Source organism: Chitinophaga hostae, assembly GCF_018224885.1.
Classification (GTDB): domain Bacteria; phylum Bacteroidota; class Bacteroidia; order Chitinophagales; family Chitinophagaceae; genus Chitinophaga; species Chitinophaga hostae.
Genome location: NZ_JAGTXB010000008.1, coordinates 143,333 through 166,538, shown reverse-complemented (window position 1 = coordinate 166,538; position 23,206 = coordinate 143,333). Strand labels below are relative to the sequence as shown.

Annotated in this window: 15 protein-coding genes; 10 read left to right on the top strand and 5 right to left on the bottom strand. The window is 47.5% G+C overall.

Annotated elements, in window-relative coordinates:
* The first annotated feature begins 11 nt into the window (after positions 1 to 11).
* From KE626_RS17825 to xrtN, 7 genes are all read left to right on the top strand, one after another.
* A complete protein-coding gene (locus tag KE626_RS17825; protein ID WP_211974280.1) occupies positions 12 to 1,583 on the top strand; it encodes a RagB/SusD family nutrient uptake outer membrane protein in 1,572 nt (523 codons plus the stop codon).
* Between the two features lie 21 nt (positions 1,584 to 1,604).
* A complete protein-coding gene (locus KE626_RS17820) occupies positions 1,605 to 2,276 on the top strand; it encodes a hypothetical protein (protein ID WP_211974279.1) in 672 nt (223 codons plus the stop codon).
* A gap of 13 nt (positions 2,277 to 2,289) precedes the next feature.
* Positions 2,290 to 3,249, top strand: a complete 960-nt coding sequence (locus KE626_RS17815; protein ID WP_211974278.1) for a DUF5007 domain-containing protein — start codon at positions 2,290 to 2,292, stop codon at positions 3,247 to 3,249.
* Between the two features lie 161 nt (positions 3,250 to 3,410).
* Positions 3,411 to 5,825 carry a glycoside hydrolase family 127 protein gene (locus tag KE626_RS17810; protein WP_249207539.1) on the top strand — a complete coding sequence of 805 codons (2,415 nt, stop codon included), beginning with the start codon at positions 3,411 to 3,413 and terminating at the stop codon, positions 5,823 to 5,825.
* Between the two features lie 3 nt (positions 5,826 to 5,828).
* Entirely contained in the window at positions 5,829 to 9,794 is a 3,966-nt protein-coding gene (locus KE626_RS17805) for a M61 family metallopeptidase (RefSeq protein WP_211974277.1), read from the top strand.
* 260 nt (positions 9,795 to 10,054) lie between these two features.
* A complete protein-coding gene (locus KE626_RS17800; RefSeq protein ID WP_211974276.1) occupies positions 10,055 to 12,568 on the top strand; it encodes an XrtN system VIT domain-containing protein in 2,514 nt (837 codons plus the stop codon).
* Positions 12,562 to 13,905, top strand: a complete 1,344-nt coding sequence (xrtN, locus tag KE626_RS17795; protein ID WP_211974275.1) for an exosortase N — start codon at positions 12,562 to 12,564, stop codon at positions 13,903 to 13,905. The genes KE626_RS17800 and xrtN overlap by 7 nt, the downstream gene beginning before the upstream one ends.
* Here the strand turns inward: xrtN and KE626_RS17790 are convergent.
* Complete coding sequence (locus KE626_RS17790; RefSeq protein ID WP_249207538.1) at positions 13,895 to 14,311, bottom strand: hypothetical protein; 417 nt, start codon at positions 14,309 to 14,311, stop codon at positions 13,895 to 13,897. The two genes, xrtN and KE626_RS17790, sit on opposite strands and share 11 nt — an antisense overlap.
* An 85-nt stretch (positions 14,312 to 14,396) precedes the next feature.
* Here KE626_RS17790 and KE626_RS17785 point away from each other — a divergent pair, with 85 nt between their 5' ends.
* Both KE626_RS17785 and KE626_RS17780 read left to right on the top strand, forming a co-directional pair.
* Positions 14,397 to 15,215 (top strand): alpha/beta hydrolase, encoded by an 819-nt coding sequence (locus KE626_RS17785; protein ID WP_211974274.1) that lies wholly within the window; start codon positions 14,397 to 14,399, stop codon positions 15,213 to 15,215.
* Positions 15,216 to 15,248: 33 nt separating this feature from the next.
* A complete protein-coding gene (locus tag KE626_RS17780) occupies positions 15,249 to 16,022 on the top strand; it encodes a porin family protein (protein ID WP_211974273.1) in 774 nt (257 codons plus the stop codon).
* A 93-nt stretch (positions 16,023 to 16,115) separates the two neighbouring features.
* Here KE626_RS17780 and KE626_RS17775 read toward each other — a convergent pair whose 3' ends face one another.
* Complete coding sequence (locus KE626_RS17775) at positions 16,116 to 16,832, bottom strand: 3-ketoacyl-ACP reductase (RefSeq protein WP_211974272.1); 717 nt, start codon at positions 16,830 to 16,832, stop codon at positions 16,116 to 16,118.
* Positions 16,833 to 16,933: 101 nt separating this feature from the next.
* Between KE626_RS17775 and KE626_RS17770 the strand changes: the two genes are divergently transcribed.
* The gene (locus tag KE626_RS17770; protein WP_211974271.1) at positions 16,934 to 17,803 is read left to right on the top strand and encodes an aldose 1-epimerase family protein; all 870 of its coding nucleotides are present in this window, start codon (positions 16,934 to 16,936) and stop codon (positions 17,801 to 17,803) included.
* Positions 17,804 to 17,881: 78 nt separating this feature from the next.
* Here the strand turns inward: KE626_RS17770 and KE626_RS17765 are convergent, their stop codons facing one another.
* The 3 genes from KE626_RS17765 to KE626_RS17755 all read right to left on the bottom strand — a co-directional run bounded on the left by KE626_RS17765 (position 17,882) and on the right by KE626_RS17755 (position 23,202).
* Positions 17,882 to 19,324: a TlpA family protein disulfide reductase gene (locus KE626_RS17765; protein ID WP_211974270.1), complete on the bottom strand. Its 1,443-nt coding sequence runs from the start codon at positions 19,322 to 19,324 to the stop codon at positions 17,882 to 17,884.
* A gap of 160 nt (positions 19,325 to 19,484) precedes the next feature.
* Complete coding sequence (locus KE626_RS17760) at positions 19,485 to 19,997, bottom strand: hypothetical protein (protein ID WP_211974269.1); 513 nt, start codon at positions 19,995 to 19,997, stop codon at positions 19,485 to 19,487.
* Between the two features lie 67 nt (positions 19,998 to 20,064).
* The gene (locus KE626_RS17755; protein ID WP_211974268.1) at positions 20,065 to 23,202 is read right to left on the bottom strand and encodes an efflux RND transporter permease subunit; all 3,138 of its coding nucleotides are present in this window, start codon (positions 23,200 to 23,202) and stop codon (positions 20,065 to 20,067) included.
* Between the last annotated feature and the right edge of the window lie 4 nt (positions 23,203 to 23,206).

Here is a 23,206-nt window from a genome sequence, read left to right as displayed (position 1 = left end):
AAACACTTTTTATGAAACGGATTTTAATTATCATCATTATAACGGGCGCATTTTTATCAGGGTGTAAGAAAATGCTCAACCAGGAACCCAAGGACACCACTTACGAGGAAAAGTTCTGGAAGTCGGAGAATGACATGAAAAAAGCGCTGGCAGGCGCTTACGCTTCCTTGCGCGCCAATATGCTGGAACAGGACTACCTGCATAATCTCGGCGATATGACGTTGGGCGATCAGTTCATTGTTATCAGGAGCGGCCCTTACTTTTCCGGCGCGGATTGGAATATACAGGTGGGCAAGTTTGAAATGAATTACCTGGATGTGTTTCGTAACTGGTCGAGATTTTACAGCACCATTCTGCAAACCAATCTTATCCTGCAAAAGCTGCCGCTGGTACCGGAAGATACCTTCCGGGATGACCCGGAGAAGGGACGGAAGAACATCGCCGGGCAAACCCTGTTTATCCGCTCCTATGTTTACTTTCAGCTGCTCCGCACTTTTGGGGATGTGCCGCTTTTACTAACACCCGATCCTGATCCTATTGCGAACAAACCGCTGGCACGCACAGATAAAAACCTGGTGGTACAACAGATCCTGAATGACCTTGATGCTGCCGCTGCCTGCCTGGATATGAATTATGAAGTCGAATCCAACAGGGGTACTGTTCCGAATAAAGCGGCCGTAATGGCTTTGCAGGCCCAGGTATACCTGTGGCGTGCCTGTGTGATCAAAAAACCGGCCTTTGAAGCCACGCCCGATATGGGTGATGTAACAAAGGCATCGGCACTGGTGGAGAGTATTGTCAGCAGCGGATTGTACGGCTTACCGGCGCCCAATGGAAAAATCGATAGTATCCAGTATGCAAAGGCATTCACCGGAAGCACCCGTGAGAGCATCTTTGAATTGTACACCCGTTATGCCTATAACGAAGGCTCCAATAACCTGATGCCTATCAAATTTCTGAGAATTCCGGTACTGGCAAAAACAGACTGGAGCGATCTGCTGTTGGGCAATAGCTTTGTTGATAACCTGTATCCGCGGGTAGTGCAAACAGGCCCCACCACAGAAGATACCCTGCCTAATACGGATATACGCAGAAATTTATTTCTCTATGATGCCGATGGCTCCCAGCCCATCTTTACAAAATATAGCAATATTGTCTACAATAATCCAAATCAACTGGCCGAGCCTTATCTCGATAATAATGTTTCCCTGATCCGTTATGCGGATGTATTGCTGAACCGCATGGAAATAGCCGTGTATAAGGGGCAGTTGGGAGATGCCTACTCACAATTGAGAAATTTCCGCCGCTCGCGTAATCAGCCGCAGATGGACTCTGCGCTGTATGTCAGCGAGTCGCCGCTTTCTTATAACAGCCTGCTGGATGAAATCATGACAGAACGTTCCAGGGAACTGTTTATGGAAGGACAACTTTATTTTGATGATGTCAGAATGAAGCGGTCCGTAGTTCCCTGGCTTACACCTGCCCGGTACAACCAGGAAGGTTACCTGTTACCGCTGGATCCCGCACTGTTCAATAACAACAGATTGCTGGTGCAGAATAAATACTGGGCAGGCAAAATTTAGTTTCCATCCAAATCATTCATCATGAAGATCATTCATCTGTTACTGGGATCGCTGCTGATCCTGGCTGCATGTAAAAAAGATAACTACCTCGTAGATAACGGAGGAACAGACCTGGAAAGGATCAGGAAGATGCCTACCTACGAGTTCCTGAAAGAAAGTAAGGTCCTGGACACGGTAGTACTGCTGATAGACCGTGCGGGCATGAAAGACGAGATTAACGGTGATATTACTTTCTTCTCGCCTACTACTTTTGGTGTTAACAGTTTCCTGGCGCAACAAACAATTGCCCTGCAAAGGAAATATAATAATGAGAACATCAAATTTACATTAGATAGTTTATCGGCCGACAGTATTAAGTTCTACCTGCGCCGCCACATATTTAAAGGCGTCATTGATAAAAAGGCACTGGGTTATACAAAGAAGCCTTTTACCAATGTCAGTAATGAAGGCAGTTATTTCCTGTTGCTGGAAAAATATTATATCGATGTAAGCGGTATCCGGTCTACCACCAACCGGATACAGATCAGGCGGGTGTTTGGACAGGCAGATGAAGATGTGCCTGCCGGTACGGAGAACAGGGAACCTGATTTTTATGCGTATGTGCAAACCTCTGAAGTACGCACGGCTACAGGTATGGTGCATGTATTGGAAGCTAACGCCAACCTTGGATTTTACATTTACAGAGAAAATTAAAAATAAGATGATCATGAAACATATCTTATTCACCATCGCCGCATTTGTATTGATAACTGCCGCGTGTACCAAAGTGGAAGAAGGTTTTCTGAGTGACGGTATCCGCTATAAAAGTCCTGAAATATTTATTCCTAAAGGTATTACCGCCCGTTATCCCGGTATTTTATTTGACGGATCTACGCCGCCGGTAAAATTTAAAATGCTGGATATGCGGCCTGTAGAAGGCGGCAAGCTGCCGGCAGCTTTTACCACCAGGTATCCGGTATGGGTATTCAAAGATAAAATGTCGTTTGATCCCGATACAGATACCACCATTGCATTGTTGCGCGCAAAACAGGATAGTTTGCAGGAGCAGCCATTTGAGTTCAACCCGGTGAACGGCGGCTTCCTGTTTAAAGCACCTTCCGCCAATCTGCCCAACGGCGTATATGAATTTGATGTGCAGGCCACCAACGTAAACGGAAGCAGGATATATAAAAATCTCGCCCGCCTGCATATTGAAGATCCTGAGTATATCCGTATGACGGAAGTACCGGTAATACCCGGTTACGATTCTGTTACCAACACTTTTCCGGGCGAAGCAAAAGGAACGATGGAGTTAAAACGTATATCCGCTACCGGTACCCAGGTGATGTTGAAGATCATGGATAAGAATGGCAAACTCTTTAATCCGAAAAACGGGGAGGTGATTATCCGGGGCGACCGGCCTTCATTTGCCTCCTATGCAAAATTTAACCCGGTCGTAGTAACGGATACCGCGCTGATCACCGACTATGCAATAGCTCCTTATCCCGCCAAGCTGATCCCGGGTTTTGTAAACTACCTGATTTACTATCGTATCCCTGCGTGGTTTATAAAAATGGATGGAGGTGTTTCCAAAGCCTGGTCTGCCAATCCGCGGTTTGGTTTCCAGATCCTCTTTGAGGGAACATATGAAGTGACGGTGAGATTGCCCAATGTGACGAAGTTATAACGACGCTGTTTAAACGTTGCCGGTGGCAGGAGTACCGGAATTGCGCTACCAGGGATGAGATCTGTAAGAACCCGCTGCTGGAACAAAATCCGGGTTATTCAAAATAATTGTTAAATAGACAATTATTAATATTATATTGATAATTATAAAGATAAAAAGGTATGAGATCATTTTTGGGAAGAGCAGCGTTGGCCGGTACCGGTATGCTGGTGGCTTTCACAGCAGCAGAAGCGCAGTTGCAGAAAGATTACCCGATCAAACCGGTGGCTTTTACGCAGGTACGGGTGAATGACAATTTCTGGGCGCCGAAAATAAGAACCAACGCCACAGTGACGATTCCATATACACTGGAACAGTGCCGGAAAACGGGCCGTATCGATAATTTCCTGCGCGCTTCCGGCAAGCTGCCGGGAGATAAGCTGACAGAATATCCTTTTGATGATACCGACCTGTATAAAATAATAGAAGGGGCCTCTTATGGCTTACAGACGCAACCTAACCCGGGACTGGAGAAATATCTGGATACGCTGATCAGCATCATCGGCGCCGCCCAGGAGAAAGATGGTTATCTCTATACTTTCCGTGAAATAAAAGGCGTAAAACCACATGACTGGATTGGCAGCAAAAGATGGGAGAAAGAAGAGGACCTGAGTCATGAACTTTATAACGCGGGTCACCTGTTTGAAGCGGCTGTAGCGCATTACCAGGCTACCGGTAAAAAAACGCTGCTGAATATTGCGATCCGCAATGCGGATCTGCTGGTACGCGATTTTGGATGGGGGAAAGAAGAGAAATTTCCTGGTCACCAGATTGTGGAAACAGGCCTGACACGCCTGTACCGGGTTACCGGTAATAAGGCCTACCTCGACCTGGCTAAATTTTTCCTGGATGTACGTGGTCCGGGCACACATTACAGCCAGGAGTACAGCCAGTCGCATAAAAAAGTAACCGACCAGCACGAAGCAGTTGGACATGCGGTACGTGCTACTTATATGTATACCGGCATGGCAGATGTGGCCGCCCTCACGGGCGATCGGCAATACCTGAAGGCCATCGACGATATCTGGGAAGATGTGGTGGACAGGAAATTATATATCACCGGCGGTATTGGCGCTACCGGGGCAGGAGAGGCTTTCGGTGCGGCATATGAATTACCGAATATGTCTGCCTACGCGGAAACCTGCGCCGCCATCGCCAACGTATACTGGAACAGCCGCATGTTCCTCCTGCATGGCGATGCAAAATATATAGATATCCTGGAACGCACGCTGTACAATGGTTTGCTCTCAGGCGTATCCATCAGCGGCGACCGTTTCTTTTATCCCAACCCGCTGGCATCTATGGGCCAGCACCAGCGCAGTGCCTGGTTTGGATGCGCCTGCTGCATTTCAAATATGACCCGCTTCCTGCCATCTATGCCCGGGTATGTGTATGCGCAGAAAGATAATGACCTGTACGTGAACCTTTTTGTGGGCGACTCCGCTGCCATTCAACTCAAAGCAGGTAAAGTAAATATTGTACAGCAAACCGATTACCCCTGGAAGGGAAAAGATGATATCACCATCAATACCGCTAAACCCACCACCTTTGCGCTGAAGATCCGTATTCCGGGCTGGGCGGAAAACAAACCCGTGCCGGGAAACCTGTATTTTGAAGACGATAGTGCTGCTGTAAATATTCCTATCCTCCTCAACGGGAGCCCCGTTACCTATACGATGGAAAAAGGATATGCTGTGATCAACCGCTCCTGGAAAAAAGGAGATAAGGTAACAGTGGACTTCCCGATGGAGGTAAGAAAGATCCTGGCTACCCCGGAAGTAAAGGACGACCACTTCCGTTTTGCACTGGAACGCGGCCCCCTCATGTATTGCCTGGAAGGACCGGATAATAAAGATAACGCCGTACAGAATATCGTGGTAGATAAACAGGCCACCATTACACCCGTTTACCGCCCCGATCTGCTCAATGGGGTAATGACGCTGCAAATGCCTGGTGATGCGGCAAGCAGACAATTGAATTCGGATTCGCTGGTCACCAGCCATCAAACGGTAACGGCAATACCTTATTACTCCTGGGCCAACCGCGGTCCCGCAGAAATGACCGTATGGATCCCATTTGAAGCAGCCGCAGCCCGTCCAAAACCCGCACCCACCATCGCTTCTAAAAGCAAAATAACAGCGTCGGTAAAAAATCCGCGGATGTATATGGCCCTGAATGACCAGTACGAGCCAAAGGATTCCAAAGACAACAGCGCCCTGTATCTGCACTGGTGGCCTGCCAAAGGCACTACAGAATGGGTACAGTATACTTTCGACAGCAGCCATACCGTTAGCCGCACCAAAGTGTACTGGTACGACGATGGCCCCTTTGGTGGCTGCAGGTTGCCCGCCGCCTGGAAACTGTATTATAAAGATGGTGCGGAGTGGAAGCCTGTAAATGCACAAACACCCTACACCGTTGAAAAAGATAAGTACAACGTGATCCGCTTTGAACCGGTAACCACTACCGCATTAAAACTGGAAGTACAATTACCGGCCGATAACGCCGCCGGGATACACGAATGGATAGTTGAATAATATATGAATTGCATAAAACAGGGCCTTCTGGCCGTTATCTGCCTGTTGACAGGGGGTAGCTTCGTTATTGCCCAGAACAGGGCCATTATCAGCGTCAATACAGCAGAAAAGGGGGCTGTTATTCCTGCTACCCTGCATGGCATTTTCTTCGAAGAAATCAGTCATGCCGGTGAAGGAGGACTTTATGCAGAAATGGTACAGAACCGCGGATTCGAAGATCACTGTATTCCTGCCGGTACAAAGCTGGAAAATGGATGGCTGCTGCCTTTTCCGCTGAAACCGCATTTTATGCTGAAGGGCCGGGGATCCGACTGGAAAATGGAATGGCCACTGCAAACACAATGGCCTGCATGGCATGCGGGAAGCAACGCGCAGTTGTCGCTGGTAACGGATCATCCGCTGAATACCGCTACGCCCCACGCCATGCAGGTGAAAATAACAGGAAAGAATGCGGCGCTCATCAATGAAGGCTTCTGGGGAATGAAAGTAGAGAAAGGCGCCGCTTATCGCCTGTCGTTCTTTGCTAATACCATCAAAGGTTTTTCCGGCAAGGTCACGGTTTCCCTGCAAACCGTTTCCGGGCAAATACTGGCAGATACGGTACTGCAAATAAACAATGCTGCTTCCTGGAAACAGTACCATGCTACGCTAACGGCCAGAGGAAGCGACTCCGCCGCCCGGCTGGTACTTGGTTTCCGCCAAAATGGTACGCTGCTGCTCGACATGGTATCCCTGTTTCCCGTACACACTTTCCATGATCGCCCCAACGGTATGCGCGCCGATCTGGCCGACCTTATCCGGCAGATGAAACCGGCCTTTGTCCGCTGGCCGGGCGGCTGCTACGTAGAAGGAATCACCATAGAGAGTGCGCCGGATTGGAAAACGACCCTCGGTCCGCAGGAACAACGCGTTCCTACGTATAGCCCTTGGGGTTATTGGAGCAGCAACGGATTCGGGTATCACGAATACCTGCAGTTCTGTGAAGACATCAACGCGGCGGCATTGTATGTTTTTAATGTGGGCATTTCCTGCGAGTACCGCAGCGGTACCTTTGTGCCGGAGGATAGCGTAGCGTCGTATATCCAAAGCGCGCTGGATGCCATCGAATATGCCATCGGCCCGGTTACCTCCCGGTGGGGAAAACAACGGGCAGCCAATGGTCACCCCGCACCGTTTCCGCTCCGGTATGTGGAGGTGGGCAACGAACAACATGGCCCGGACTATGCAAAACGATACAACCGTTTTTATGATGCCATCCATAAAAAATATCCGCAGATAGGTATCATTGCCAGCATGGGCATCGGCGATGTAAACCGGCATACCCTCGATAGCATGCAGCATACCGATATCGTGGATGAACATGCCTATAAAGACGCCAGCTGGAGCCTGCGTAACTTCGATCACTTCGATAAATATAAACGGGGAAAATGGCAGATGTATGTGGGCGAATATGCTACCAACGCGGGTGTTGGCAGTGGTAACATGCAGGCGGCCCTCAGCGATGCCGTGTATGTAATGAGTATGGAACGCAATGCAGACCTGGTGAAGATGAGCAGTTACGCGCCGCTGCTGGTTAACCAACATGATGCTGACTGGCCCGTAAACCTCATTCATTTCAATGCCGGCGCCAGCTTTGGAAGAATTTCCTACTATGCACTTAATATGCTCAACGAGCATAAGGCCAGTTTCAACTACCCGGTCACAACTACCTTATTACCAGAAAAAGAGACGACGCCTGAATTTTCGGGCGGTATTGGCCTGGCTACCTGGGATACTGAAACGGAGTACAAAGATATCCTGGTGGTACAACACGGTGATACAGTTTATAACAGTGTGCATGATCCCGGGCTAACAGCCTGGCTTCCGGTAAGAGGTACCTGGAAAAAACAATCCGGTGTGATTGCACAAACTGCTGCCGGGGCACAACAACTCGCCATTCTGAACGGGTATCACTTTAATGCCTATACGCTGTCGCTCAAAGCCCGTAAAACAAGTGGCGTCAATGCCTTTATTATTCCTTTTGCGGTAAAGGATTCCAACACCTGCCTGCGCGCGCACATCGGCTCCTGGATGAACAACAACGCGATGTTTGAAAGCCTTACCAACGGATACGACGTAACGGCTGTCAGTAACCCCGAAAGATTAAAAGCCCCGTTTGAAACAGGTCGCTGGTACGATATCCGGCTGCAGGTAAATAATGAGGAAGTAAAATGCTATGTAGATGACTCCCTGCTCATGACCTACCGGGAACCGCAAAAATTATTTTCCATCGCAGGACGAGATGAAAAAAACGGAGATATCATCCTCAAGATCGTAAACGCCGGCGAAAGCCCGGTGGATGCTGATATCCGCCTGGATGGTGCAGCAGTAAGTCCTGATGCGGAAGTGATCACGTTGACAGCCGACAGCCCCAATGCGGAAAATTCTTTCACTTCTCCGCAGGCCTATATCCCGCATACTACCGCTATTCACAATGCCGCGACACAGTTTACCTGGAAGGCGCCGGCGTTGTCTGTAAATATTATCCGACTCAGATCACCACGCATTGCCTTTGATCTGCATATGCCGGAACCAACTGCCGGCCTGTTTGAAGTGGCAATGCGTTACCGTACAGACAGTACCACACATACCACCCTGAAACTCCCGGTGTGGACGCCCGGTTATTATCAGCTGATGAATTACGCCGCTGATGTGAAGGAGGTTCAGGTAACCGATACTGCCGATGTGAAACTATCCTGGCGTCAAACGGGTACCAACAGCTGGGAAATAACCCATGCTCCCGGCGCAGTGATAAAGGTTAACTATAAAATTGCCGCCCATCGCAATTTTGTGGCCACCAGCTATCTTGATACAACACACGGATATGTTACACCGGCAGGTGTTTTTATGTATCCGGAAGGAAAAACCGGCTCTTCTCTTACGCTCAGGGTACATCCTTATGGCAACTGGCAGGTGGCTACGGGAATGGATACCCTTAGCAGGCATACCTACACCGCTGCCAACTATGATATATTGTACGACAGCCCGCTGCTGCTGGGAAACCTGGACTCGTTCCCCGCTTTTAAGGTGAAAGGTATCCCTCATTATTTTATGGCGTTGCAGCCGGGTAACTTCGACCGCCGGCAGTTCATGGGGGATCTTGAAAAGATTGTTGCCACCGCATCGGCGATCATAGGCGACATCCCTTATCGCCATTATACTTTTTTAGGCATCGGCGAGGGGCAGGGGGGAATAGAGCATCTCAATTCTGCGGCAGTTGCTTTTACCGGCGGAGCATTACATGATAGGGCAGCCCGCAGCAGGACCTATAGTTTCCTGGCCCATGAGTATTTCCATCATTATAATGTGAAGAGAATCCGCCCGGCAGAATTGGGACCTTTTAATTATGACACCGCCAACCGTACAAAACTGTTGTGGGTGTCGGAGGGATTTACCGTGTATTATGAATACCTGGTGCTGCAAAGGGCCGGGCTGATGTCAGGCACAGAATTGTTACAGGCACTATACGGACATATACAATCCTGTGAACGGCGTCCGGGCAACAAGATACAATCTGTTACCGCCGCCAGTTATGAAACCTGGGATGATGGCCCTTTTGGCGGCGATCCCGCCAAAACAATTTCCTGCTATGAAAAAGGACCGGTGCTCGCATTCCTGCTGGATCTGCGTATCCGGCATGCTACCGGTAATAAACAATCGCTCGACGATGTAATGCGGGCATTGTACCGGCAGTATTACCTCGAATTGCAACGCGGCTTTACACCGGAAGAATTCAGGGAAACCTGCGAGGCCATTGCCGGGGAATCCCTCGCTGATTTTTTTGTTTACGCCGAAACCACTGCTCCCGTTAACTATCAGCAATACCTGGCCTATGCAGGGCTAATGATGAACAACACCGGTATACAAGCCATTCCGACGAAAGATACTCGACAACTTGACGTTCGTAAAGCTTTTGGTATAACCGACTAATCTCCGCACCAGGTAATATATCACTTATCTCTATCATCTTCGTACATCATGATAATCACCCGTCATCGTCTTCAGTTATCATGATAATCACTCGTCATCATCTTCAATTATCATGATAATCACTCGCCACCATCTTCAATTATCATGATAATCACTCGCCACCATCTTCGCTCATCATTCTAATCACAGTCTATTTTTATACTTTGTATTGCAAAGTGCTTTTTATTTCATACTTTTACTTCCGTATTCAAAACCCATTTATGGAATCTGGAATTTCCAAACAGCTGCCGGCGGCTTTTAAAACCGGCCTGGTATTACTATGCCTGTCCTTGTTAGCCCTGGTAGTTTCCTGCTATGAACCAAAGGAAGAAAAGCGGATAGTATGTCTTCTAATCACGCACATGACCCTGTTGATTTACTTTTTCTGGATGTGGATTTCCGGAGCGCTCAAAGCCAATCCGGACAGGAGAAAGGTAACCGCGGTATTTGTAGTGTTGCTGTTGGTGGATGCGTACACGGTTAATAATGTAATAACTGTTTTCGAATTACACCCCACCTGGTTTGTGGTGACACTATCTCTTTTATGCGCTAATATCCTGGCTTTCTGTTTTTTCCGGCAATGGCCGGAATGGAGAAGATACCTGCAATGTGCGATACTTGGCTTTACGATGCTGGCGCCGGTTTACCTGGCCTTCTACCTTTTAAACATGTATATTATTGGCCTGATAGGCCTGGTAGCTATTGGCATTTCAATCGTTACTTTCTCCCCGTTGTTCCTGCTTTGGTTCAACCTCCGGATGGTACGGAAGGAAATATGGGCAATATACCATTATCGCGTGATCTATTTATCTGCCCTTTCCTTGTCGGCCGTCATTGTTATTGCCTACACGCTGGTGTATGCCGTAAACCTCAGAACAATCGATGATACCTACCGCCAGGCCGACAAAGCAGATGCGAAATTACCGGCCTGGATAAGGGTGGCGCAGGAGCTGCCGCAGGGCTTCATCACGGAAGAAATACTAAAAACGGATATCACGTACAGGGCGCCGCAACGGTTGGGAGAGATGGATTTCTTGGGTATGCCGCAACGCGAGTACGACAGTGAACTGAAACATGATCCGTTGTTTATTATATCGGCCCTGCTATGCGGTACTAGTATTGTACCGGAGGAAGAGCGGGTGAAGATCCTCAGCGTAGTATACGATAAACGTCATTATGCGGAAGAGCGTTTATGGAGCGGCAAGGAGCTGGTTACCACTAAAGTGAGTACTGCGGCTGACGTATGGCCACGGTATCACCTTGCCTATACAGAGCATACTATTACGGTTGCTAACACAGGGGCAGATGCCTGGCGTGGTACAGAAGAGGCTATTTATACCTTTCACCTGCCCGAGGGTGCTGTTGTAACCTCGCTGTCATTGTGGATCAATAACAGTGAAGAAAAAGCGGTGCTCACCACCAAACAAAAAGCAGATACGGCCTATAAGGAAATAGTAGGGGTACAGCAACGCGATCCTTCCGTAGTGCATTGGCAGGAAGGAAATCGTGTAGTCGTGCGCGTATTCCCGGTGGCACATCTCGATAGCCGGAAATTTAAAATCGGCATCACGTCGCCACTTATCGCCAGGGAAGGCAAGCTGGTATACGAGCCGGCCTGGTTTGAAGGCCCGGCGTATAGTCGCGCCAGCTATGAAGTAAAACTGAACATGGATAGCTGGCCAAAGGATATGTTATTACCGGAGGGATTCATTCCTGGTAAAGCAAATACCATCACCCGCGAAGGGGACTATGACGGAAACTGGGAATTAAAAATGCCGGACGAAAGTGTGGAAAATGCAGCATTTAGCTTTAACGGTCAACGCTATACGCTGTTACCGCATGCACCCGCATACCAATTTTTTGCACCCCGGAATTATTACTTGGATATCAATCACAGCTGGCAGTACAGCGATTACAGGGATATACTGACGGCGCTTAAAAATAAACCGGTATGGGTGTTTCATCCGCAAAAGGGAATGATAGCGGTAAATGAAGGAAACCAGGATACACTCTTCGAAGAATTACAACAATACCGGTTTTCCGTGTTCCCCTTCCATCATATCGAAGATCCCGTTACCGCCATCGTTATTTCGGCCTCAGGAAGTATCTCTCCGCAGCTGGAGGATATCAGGGACTCGCCCTTCAGAGGTGATCTGCTTGCTGCCCTGGTCCGGCAACCCGTGAGGTTGTATGATATTGGCGGCACATCGTCTCCCTATCTCGCTACGCTGAAAGAGTCACGGTCACTGATATACGAAAACGGAACTGTTACCAGGCTGCTGAAACAACTGGGCAGCAACAGTTTTGTTAAACCGGATGAAGACAACGGACAACTGGTTATAGCCGGCGCCGGCATGCGTATAGTTCGCACTCAGGACAGTACAGGTACTACAGGACCAGATCATCTTGCCCGTTTATACGCCTATAATAAAGTACTGAAAGAACTCGGCCCACGCATATCGGCAACCGGTAACGGCAACGACACAGCGCTCATTACTATAGCCAGGGAGGCATATGTGGTATCTCCCTTATCGAGCCTGGTGGTACTGGAAAAACAGGCCGATTATGATAAATTCGACATAAAGGACGATATCAACGGTTTGAAGAATGCCTCGCTGAAAGGCCATGGATCGGTTCCGGAGCCACATGAATGGGCGTTGTTTATTATTGCGGTGGTATTACTCGCCTATGTGCGGTTCGAAAAATTATTCAAACGAAAAAGCAACGCATGCTAACGTTACCGCATACACGACTGATGGAAAGAGGGGCAAAACTGCCGGCGTTACTATTGCCGGCAATTTATACCATGCTGGGCATAATACAGCTGCAGGATTATTTCCCCTGGAAACACCCTTTCTTTCTCCTTTCGGTAATAGCCATGGTACTGGTATGCAGGATCGATCACACACGCAGGGGGAGCACCCGTTGTGGCTGGATCGCCCTGTTTTTCCTGTTGCTATCCTGGCAACTGCCGGTATTTACTTTCCGTTACGCCGTACTCATTACCGCCTTATTTTTTGTAATAGAATATTTTTACGGGAGATTACAACCGCTCGCGTTTATCACTGCCACGCTCATTGCGCCGGCCATTGATTTTGTAATAAATGTATTCAGCTTTCCGATCAGGCTGTGGCTCACCGGTATGGCCGGGAAATTACTGGCAGGCATAAATCCGGCGGTAACTACCAGCGGCAATATGATCCTCGTGGGAAATAATGAATTCAGTGTGGATACAGCTTGTATGGGCTTACAGATGATGCTCACCTCCCTGTTATGCGGTGTAATGCTGATAGCCCTTTACCAGCGCCGCTATCAGAAAGTATTGCCGGTAACAGGAATATTAGTGATTTTAATGGCTGTTACCGGGTTAAATATCATCGCTAATCTTTTCCGGATCATATTGCTGGTGCAATTTGCCCTGCCGCCGGAAACGATGGCACATGATGCCATGGGCATCGCTGCGCTAGTGGTGTATGTCATACTGCCACTGATACCTGGTACCAGGTGGATGCTGCAACGTTATGGAAAAGTAAGGCAGCCTGCTAATCCCGTTAAACAACCATCTTTGTATGGAGCGGTGCTGCAACTGGTGCTGTCCGGCGGTATCATCGGCGGACCGCTTTTTATCACCAGGGTCCAAACAGCCGGCAGTGAAACCAATCCGGCAGTAAAACATCTTCCGGGCTACAGCTATGCCAAAATGGACGACCATATTATTAAGCAAACCAGCGCCGATGCACTACTATATGTAAAGGGCATTCCGGGATTTTATTTTACCGATCATCAACCCATGATCTGCTGGAAGGGGAGTGGCTTTGGATTTTACAGGATACAGGAAGTAAACATAGCAGGTACAAAAGTATATACTGCCGAATTGAAGAAGGAGAACAGCACTTTATATACCGCCTGGTGGTATGAAAGTCGTACCCGCCGCAGCAGCAGCCAGCTCGAATGGAGGTGGGATGCACTCTGCAGCGGGAATAATTATTACCTGGTAAATATTACGGTAGAAAAGGGCGCCCTGCTGGAACCGGAAATACGAAGACTGCTCAGTACATACCTTATTCAGTGATGACTTCTGTTTCTTCCTTGTGCCTGGGCTGGTAGTACAGGTAAAAATACGCCAGTATCAGTATCCCGGTAACGAAGGGAATCAATGCAAGATGTTTGTAAGTAATATCGCCCGTGATAATGGTAGTGTCAAAATGAAAAAATTCACTGATCATCCAATAAGAGTTGGCTGAAATCCAAACGGTAATGGCCACATTATGGCATAATTCGGACATAAATTGCCGGGTACGCCATGCGATAACAATAGAAATGATCAGCGTGGGAAATATCATGGCAAAGCCCAGGGGCTTCCATATCATACACCAGCTGATATCCTTTAGCAGCCAGAAAACAATATGGAGGTTTTCCATCTTACGGTAACTTAAAGGAATACTGTATACCGGTGATGTGGTGTTTTGCTTACTCATGTGTGCGATGCAGTTAATTTTAGCTGGTTGAAATCGGGCATAAAGATATTCTTTATCTTCGTTTTACACCAGCTAAACTCCGGCTATGAATGAATTTTACTGGACCTTCCGGGATACCAGGTTTCATGGTATCAACTGGATTCCCGATAAGTCGGACCGGGTCATGATCATTGTACACGGCATTGGGGAACATATTGGCCGGTATGACCATGTGGCTGCCTTTTTTATGAAGGAGGGATTTATGGTGATTGGCGTCGATCACTATGGACATGGTAAAAGTGATGGCAAAAAGGGGGCTTCGAAAGGCTTTCCGTTTATGTTCGATTACCTGGAAGCCTTCCTCGAAAAGGTAAAAAACGACTATGGCAAGCCGGTGGTAATGTATGGTCATAGTATGGGAGGGGGCGTATTAACCGGCTTTTTACTGCATCGGCATCCCGGCCTTTCCGCAACCGTTATTTCTGCACCAGCGCTCATCATAGGTACGCGTCCGGGCAGTTTTCTGAAAGGCACACTAAAAGTACTCAGCGCCATTGCCCCCAATCTCCGGATTAAACAGGGATTCGACATCCATAAAATTTCACATGATAAGGCCGCCGTGGAAAAGTTCCGGAAAGATCCGCTCCGGCACGAAAAAATTAGTTTGTGGTTGGCCAACGATATGATCCAAAACGGCGCCTGGTGCCTGTTGCACGCAGCCAGCCTGAAGGTAAAAACCCTCCTGATCCACGGTAGTGCCGATGAATTTACCGCCGTGGAAGGCTCCCGCCTGTTTGCCGAAAGAGCGCCCGCAGCACTGCTTACCTACAGGGAATGGGAGGGTATGTACCATGAAATGCATAATGAACCGGATAGCCGCGACGTGTTGCTGTTTATGGCCGGTTGGTTGAGTAATGTGAGATAAGTAGTAAATTCGGTTTACAATAATTTATCACGTATGAAAATCCAACGTTCCTTCAAATGGCTTTTGCCGGCTATTGTCATGTTGTTTAGCACCACTGCTTATGCGCAACAGATCGACCTCGGCGTAAGGGGAGGTATCAGTATCCCCAACCTCACCGCCGGCGGCAGCGAAGAAAATCCTCTCAACAAAGGTTACAGCTCCCGTCAGGGCCCCGATTTTGGTATCTTCGGGGAATACCACATCAGTAAACTTTTTTCTATTGAAGCCATGATCAGCTACTCCTCACAGGGTGGTAAAAAAGATGGGTTTCAGGCTTTTCCTCCCACACCGGAGCAAAAAGCCCAGCTGCCTCCGGGTACCACTTATCTCTACGCTGATTTCAAAAGTGAGGCAAAACTGAATTACCTGATGGTGCCCATCCTGGCTAAATTTGGCTGGAATCTTGGCCCAACATCGCCGCTGCGCCTGTATGTGGATGCCGGCCCTTTCTTTGGCTTCCTGGTAGGCGCCAAACAAATCGTGAGAGGAACCAGCCTGCTCTACATGGATGAAGGCCGTACACAGCAATTACCTGTGCCTGCGCAAAAACTGGACAACGATGTAGACATTAAAGACCAGCTCAACACATTCAATTTCGGCGTAAGCGGAAACGTTGGCCTGGCCTATCTTTTTGGCCGTAACCAGGTATTCGTGGAGGGAGGGGGCAACTACGGTTTCCTTAATATCCAGAAAGGCAGCGCCAATGGTAAAAACCAAACAGGCGCTGCTACCGCATCTATCGGTTACGCTTACCGGATCCGTAAATAGCAGAAGGCAGAAAGCGGAAAGCAAAAAGCTATTGTCAAGGATATCACCCGCAACAATAGCTTTTTGCTTTCCGCTTTTCGCCTTCCGCTTTATTTATGGATTGGTAGACCATAACCCCGCAGATTTCACCAACACTCTCCGGTTGAGCTTCAGTTGCGATACTACAAATTCTGCCAGGTCTTCCGGCTGCAATACCTTTTCGGGGTTACCATCGGTCAGGTTCAGGTCTTTGGCCATATCCGTTGCAATGGTGCTTGGTGTTAACGCGCTCACCCGTATATTATGTTTTCTGACTTCCAGCATCAGGGATTCCGTCAAACCCAGCAATCCAAATTTAGAGGCGCTGTAGGCACTGGTCAATGGAGCACCCCGTTGTCCGGCCGTGGAGGAAATATTGATGATATCACCCGCTTTTCTTTCAATCATCCCTGGCAACACAGCACGGGTTACGTAGTAGACGCCCATCAGGTTTACCCGGATGATCTGCTCCCATTGCGCTGGCTCCAGGTCCATGAAGCCGCCAAAAGCAGCAATGCCGGCATTATTGATCAGGATATCTATATCTCCCAGTGCTGTTGTGAGATCAGCAACCGCAGTATTTACTGCATGGATGTCGCTAACGTCTGCCATAGCATATGCCACTTTCACCCCGAATGCACCCACGGCTTTTGCCGTTTCTTCCAATGGGGCAGCACTGCGTCCTATCAGGGCAACGTCCACGCCTTCCTGTGCCAGCGCCAATGCCAGCGCACGTCCTATTCCTTTTCCGCCACCGGTGATCAGGGCCTTCTTTCCTTTTAATGATTCCATATACCGTGTTCATTTTGTGAACAAAAAAAATACCGGGCAAAGGTACAAAGCTTTGTTCCAATTACAGATTATCTTCGCGTATATCCTCTATTTATAAAACCATGATAGAAATTTCCAATGAAAAACTCACCATCGCGGTGACCCCACAGGGAGCTGAACTGCAAAGCATTGTCCGCCGGGATACCGGGCAGGAATACTTGTGGAACGGCGATCCAGCCTTCTGGGGCAAGAAAAGCCCCGTACTTTTCCCTATTGTAGGCGGTTTGAAAGATAATACCTACCGCTATAACGGCAAGAGCTATACCCTCGGCCGCCACGGCTTTGCCAGGGAGCAACTGTTTACCGTCACAGCCCAGGGAGCGGAACACGTAAGTCTCCGGCTCTCTGATAATAAAAATACGCTGGAGGTATACCCCTTTCATTTCGATTTTACCATCCAGTACCTGCTGCAGGATGATCAGCTGCAGGTGACCTACCAGGTGAAAAACAAAGACAAAAAAACAATGCTCTTCTCCGTAGGCGCCCACCCGGCATTTAAAGTGCCTTTAGTTGCAGGTACTTCCTACGAGGACTATCACCTCTATTTCAACAAAGAAGAGAAAGCGGGAATCTGGCCTTTGTCTTCCGGCGGACAAATAGAAACCGCTCCTGTTCCGTTTTTAAAAAAAACACATGAGTTGCCGTTGAAAAAATCATTGTTTTATAAAGATGCGCTGGTATTTAAAGACCTGGCGTCTACTGCTATCAGTATCAGAAGTAAGTCTTCCCCGCATGGATTAACCCTCGCTTTTGAAGGATTTCCTTACATGGGCATATGGGCAGCCAAAGATGCTGACTTTGTTTGTATAGAGCCCTGGTGTGGTATTGCCGACAGTGTAGCCGCTACCGGTGAACTGGAAGAGAAAGAAGGGATCAACCGGTTGGCCTCCGGAAAGGTTTTTGAAAGAACGTGGACAGCAACGATATTCTAAAGTTTTTTGTAAGAAGTAAAAATGCAGCAACGGATAAATATTTCCGTGCTGCATTTTTATTTTCTGATAGGAGAAGCCTCATAGTTGGCCGTTTATCAGCGTTTTTAACTCCGGGTCATCCGGATGGGGAGCATCGTCATCAATTATTTTTCCATCGTTGCTCATAAGTATATAACGGGGAATCCTATCGATATGATGTTTCAGTACAAATGGTGACTGGAAGTTGCCCAATACCAGGAAGCTGTTGGCTTTATTCATAAATGCGTAGTCACCGGCTGCTGCTTCCCATTGAGTGGCTGTTTCATCCAGTGAAAAAAACAGGAATGAAATATTTTTTTTAGCGAATTCTTTTTGTAACTGCGCGGATATGGGCATTTCTCTTTTGCAGGGCGCGCACCAGTTGGCCCAGCAGTCGATATAAATGAGCTTCTTTTGTTGTGTGATCAGGGAATCGAGATCTATCGTTTTGCTTTGCAACGTATACAATTGCTGTTTGGTAGTAGCCAGCACATTTTCTTTTGCCAGGTAGCTGAAGTTTTTCAGAATAACATTTTGGTAGAGGGTGTCAGTACAAACTAACCTAAACGAATCTACGTAGACCGGGTAGCGGCTATCCTGTTTGTTTTTATGATTATTCAATACCTGGTACAGCAGGAAATTATTGACTTCCGGAGAACCCGTAAATTTTTTGGCTGCTGTAAACTGATCCGGAAGCGAAGCAGTACCATTTTTGGAATCAGTGGCTAAGAAACGATTGTTATATATCAATGCACCCTGGAAGGAATACAGGCGAAGAAGAGAGGAGTCGTCAAAAGCGCGCCGGTATTGATGCATGGTGTCTGCATACCATACCGGCAGATCTTTCACATCAAATTTAGGATGATAAAAGGGCATCAATCGTTTACTGATAAAGTCATAGTGGATATAGGCGGATAAAAGCCGGTATCCTTCATCAGATATGCTGTTGGCACGTTTGTAGTCATTTATTTTTTCAAGCCGTTGACTTTTCAGGGCAAGCAGAAATGAATCCAATGTTTCGTTATATTGTTTACGCTGATACAAATACTTCAATGCCCTCTCGTCAGCACTGAGGTCCAGTCGCATCGTTGCTGCTTCCATTTTAGCCAGTGCATTGGATTCAAATGCCTTTTGCTGATCGCTGCATTGAAAAGTAATAGTTGTTTCCCCTTTCCGGATGTCTGCTGAGTAATGATATCCCGGGAAAAAAAGATAGGTGTTACGGATCATGTAACTGCTGTTGATGATAAAAGGTTTGTTGGTATTCACCGTAATGGTAAAAGTAGAGTCCTGCGTTACGTTTTCCAGGGCTATTTCCCTGAACTGGATAATGTTCCGCGGATATGAAATAAATAACTGACTCCCTTTCAATAATTTAAAGGTAATGGTAGTGTTGCTGGTATTATTATCATGACTGGTTTGCCCACTGGAAAAGATCGGCAATGAAGTTATCAGGAGGATAATATTGAATACTGCAAACAAGAGACGTAATAAGGATAACATAGTATAAATGAGGTCTGATCAAAAATAATAATTGTTCACCGGGTTGTATCATTGCCACATAATAAATCTATATTTTATAATTTAATTCCAAAAAAAAGAGTGGTGGAGAAAATTTTTCTCCACCACTCTTTTTAAAAACTTAAGCCTTAACGACTCATTACTAGAAATTATATCCGGCTTTCAGGCCAAAGAAACCGCGTGTGCCATCTTTAAACCAGGCTTCATACTTGGCTTCCACATCCAGCCCCAGTAAGCGGATACCAACACCGGGTGCTACCAGTCCGCCTAGGCCATTGTAGTACTTCCCGGTATACTGAACAGTACCGCCTTCCACTTTTACATATAAGATAGAGATCAGGTTGTAACGCAATCCAAGGCGGATAGGCACTACATTTAAATCTTTGTAATCGTAGCTAACACCGTTGGTGCTGCCGCTTTTTCCTCCAAAACGGAAGTAACTAACGGAACCTACCGCAGTTAAGCCTGCCACCAGTTTTACATCAGCCCCCAAACCAATACCATAACCGGTATTGTGGGTATCACCGAAGTCGCCAACAGGAAAACCCGCTTCAACAAAAGGACCGATACTGAATCGTTTCAATTGTGCCTGCGATTGTATACTCATACACATCACCAGGAGCACGGTTGCAAATGCCAGGAAGATTTTTTTCATAAAAACTAATTTTCAAAGGAATGGTTGACTAGCAAATCAGTTGTAAAAGTAAGGAACTAATTGCTAATTACGAATTATGAATTACAGCATGATGCGGTAACAGCATTTCGTTATCCTCGTCTATCGTTTTCTTTTGATGTGATCCATGGCCATTTGTATGCGTTACTTCTATCTTTGGCGGAATCAGTTTATATACTACGGGGGTCACTATACGTGAGAGCAGGGTAGAGCTGATCAGGCCACCAATCAATACTATGGCCAGCGGAGCAATCAACGGGTTGGTGGATATGGCCACGGGTATCAGACCGCCTATTGCTGTCATAGAGGTAAGCACAATTGGCAGAAAACGTACTTCACCTGCTTCCCGTATAGCCGCTTCCAGTGATTTGCCCTGCATCCGCAGCTGGTTCGTGAAATCTACGAGCAAAATGGTATTCTTTACTTCTATCCCCGCCAATGCAATCAATCCGATGATCGCTACAAAGGACAGCGAGTTGCCCGTGAGCCACAATGCAATAGCCGCGCCTACTATACCCAGCGGAATCACAGATAATACAATCAGCATGCTCTTGAAGGTTTTAAACTGCAGGATCAGTACCGCTACAAACAAAAAGATGGTTACTATGATCACACTCATAAACCCGCCAAAGGAGTTTTTCCGGCTCTCCACTTCTCCTCCCATTTCATAAGTATACCCTGCCGGCAACCGGAGTGCATCCATCTGCTTTACCACGTCGCCAATCACCTGGTCGGTCAGGAATCCTTTCCTGATAAAGGCGCCCACAGCCACTACCCGGTTTTTCTCCTGGTGGCTGATCGTCAGGGGAGATGTTTCCAGCTGCAGCTGTGCTACCTGCGAAAGCGGAATCGCGGTTCCCTGGCTGTTATTGACATACAGATCCTTAAAAACATCCATAGTAGGCTTACCCGTTTTCTGCTTGGTCAGCAGGATGTCGTAGTCGTTATCATTCTGATCGTTGTACTGGCCCAGGTTAATCCCGGATACGGCTAAACGAACTACCCGGTCGATATTTGCCGTGGGAATACCCAGCTGCTGTGCCTTCTCCCGGTCTATTTTTACCCGGATATCAGACTTAAGCGTGCTTACCGGGTTATTGATATAAATAGTGCCTGGTGTTTTTTCCAACATCTTCTCTATGTTTCCTGCCAGCGATCGTAAGGTATCCAGATTATCTCCGAATAACCGTACTTCTACCGGTGCCACCATAGGAGGCCCCTGTTCAAAATTCTTTACTTCCACTTTGGCGCCGGGGTAGGGCGTCCATTTTTTACGGAGCGATTCAATCAGCTTTGTTTTTTCAGCAGGACTGGTATGTCCGTCCAGCTGTACAAAGATCTGTGCGTAATCACTTCTTTCGTTTTCCTGTGTTTCGTTGTAGTAAATACGCGGATTTCCTTTACCGATATTGCTGGCGAAAGATTGTATCCCCTTTTCCTGTTTTAGTTCTTTTTCTATCTGCTTTACTATTTCGTTAGTGTATACGAGATTCGACTGCGGTGGTGTAAACACATTGATAAGAAACTGCGGTTTTTCAGACGCCGGGAACAGGCTAAAACCGATCACTTTGAATAAACCAATGGAGGCGCCAAAAATAACCAGGGATACCAGGATGGTGATCACCGGGCGATGCAGGGCCTTGTCCAGTAATTTGGCATAGCTGCCGTGGATCATTCTTTTAAGCAAACGCATAAACAGGTTGCCTTCGGGGTTGCCGGTATGTTCTTTCAGCAAACGGCTGGAAAGGAACGGGATGATCGTAAGCGATACTGCCATGGAAGCCAGTACGCTGAATATCACTGCCAGCGGGAGACTACGGATAAAGTCGCCGCTGCCTTCCGGCATAAATACCAGCGGCATAAAGGAAATCACCAGGGCGGCGGTACAACCCACTACTGCCAGGCCAATCTGGGAAGTAGCTTTGAGCGTGGCTTCCATCCGGCTATGTCCTTCCAGCATCCACCGCTCTATATTTTCTACCACTACAATACTATCATCTACCAGCAGCCCCAGCGCCACCACCAGTCCTACAATGCTCAACTGGTTCAGGTTAAACCCAAACAACTGTAGCAACACGATGCCAATTGACAGCGACAACGGAATCGAGATCATCACAATCAACGCAGGGCGTTGTCCTAAAGGCAGCAGTGTGAATGCAACCAGCAGGATGGCAATAATGAAATCTTTTCCCAATCCGCTCAGCCGGTTGTTTACTGCATCGGCCTGGTCAAAATATTGTACCATGTCGATATTGGGCGGCAGTGTTTTCTTAAACTTTTCTATAACCGGTTTGTATTGAAGTTGCGTCTTGGTAATGTTTTCGCCCGACTTCTGTGCAGCGGAAACCACTACGCACCGGTGACTGTTCAGCCGCACAAAATATTTCTCGTCTTCAAAGCCATAGTATATACGCGCAATATCTTTCAGGAAAACATTTTTTCCATTGGCGGCAGATACAATAGTGTTGCTGATTTCATCGATATGCTGATAATTGCCGCTTGTTTTGATGTTGAAGCTTTTCTCACCGGCGTCGATACTGCCACCGGGAATATTGGCCATTTCGCTTTGGATGGCTGCCATTACGGTGTTAACAGGCAAATGCAGCTGCGCCATTTTATCCAGCTGTAATTCCACACGCACCTGCTGTTCAGGCAAACCATGCAGTTTTACATTTTTTAATGATGGCACTTTTTCCAGTTCATCCTGCAGTTTATCTGCATAGTAACGCAATTTATCACGGGACGCATTTTCAGAAATCAGCGCCACCTGCATTACGTTTACGTCAGAAGGTTCCTGCTTTCTCACTTCCAGGCTGTAAATGTCTGCCGGCAAGTCTTTCCGCTTGTTGTTCACCTCTCTCACCAGCTCCTGGTATTTTTGATCCACGTTGGAACTGTATTTATATTCTACCCGCATCACGGCTACACCATCGCTGATGGCAGTACGTACCCGCTTGATATCATCCAGTCCGTAGATTTCTTTTTCCATGGGATCTACTACCAGGTCTTCCATATCTTTTGGACTGGTGCCGGGATATACCACAATAACGGTGAATTGCGGCGCTCTCATTTCCGGGTCTTCTGAACGGGGCATATTAAGGATGGTAGTGATGCCCAGCACAATGATCATAATAAATATCACCAGGGTGAACTGGTAATTTTTGACGGCGTATCTGGCTATTTTCATGATC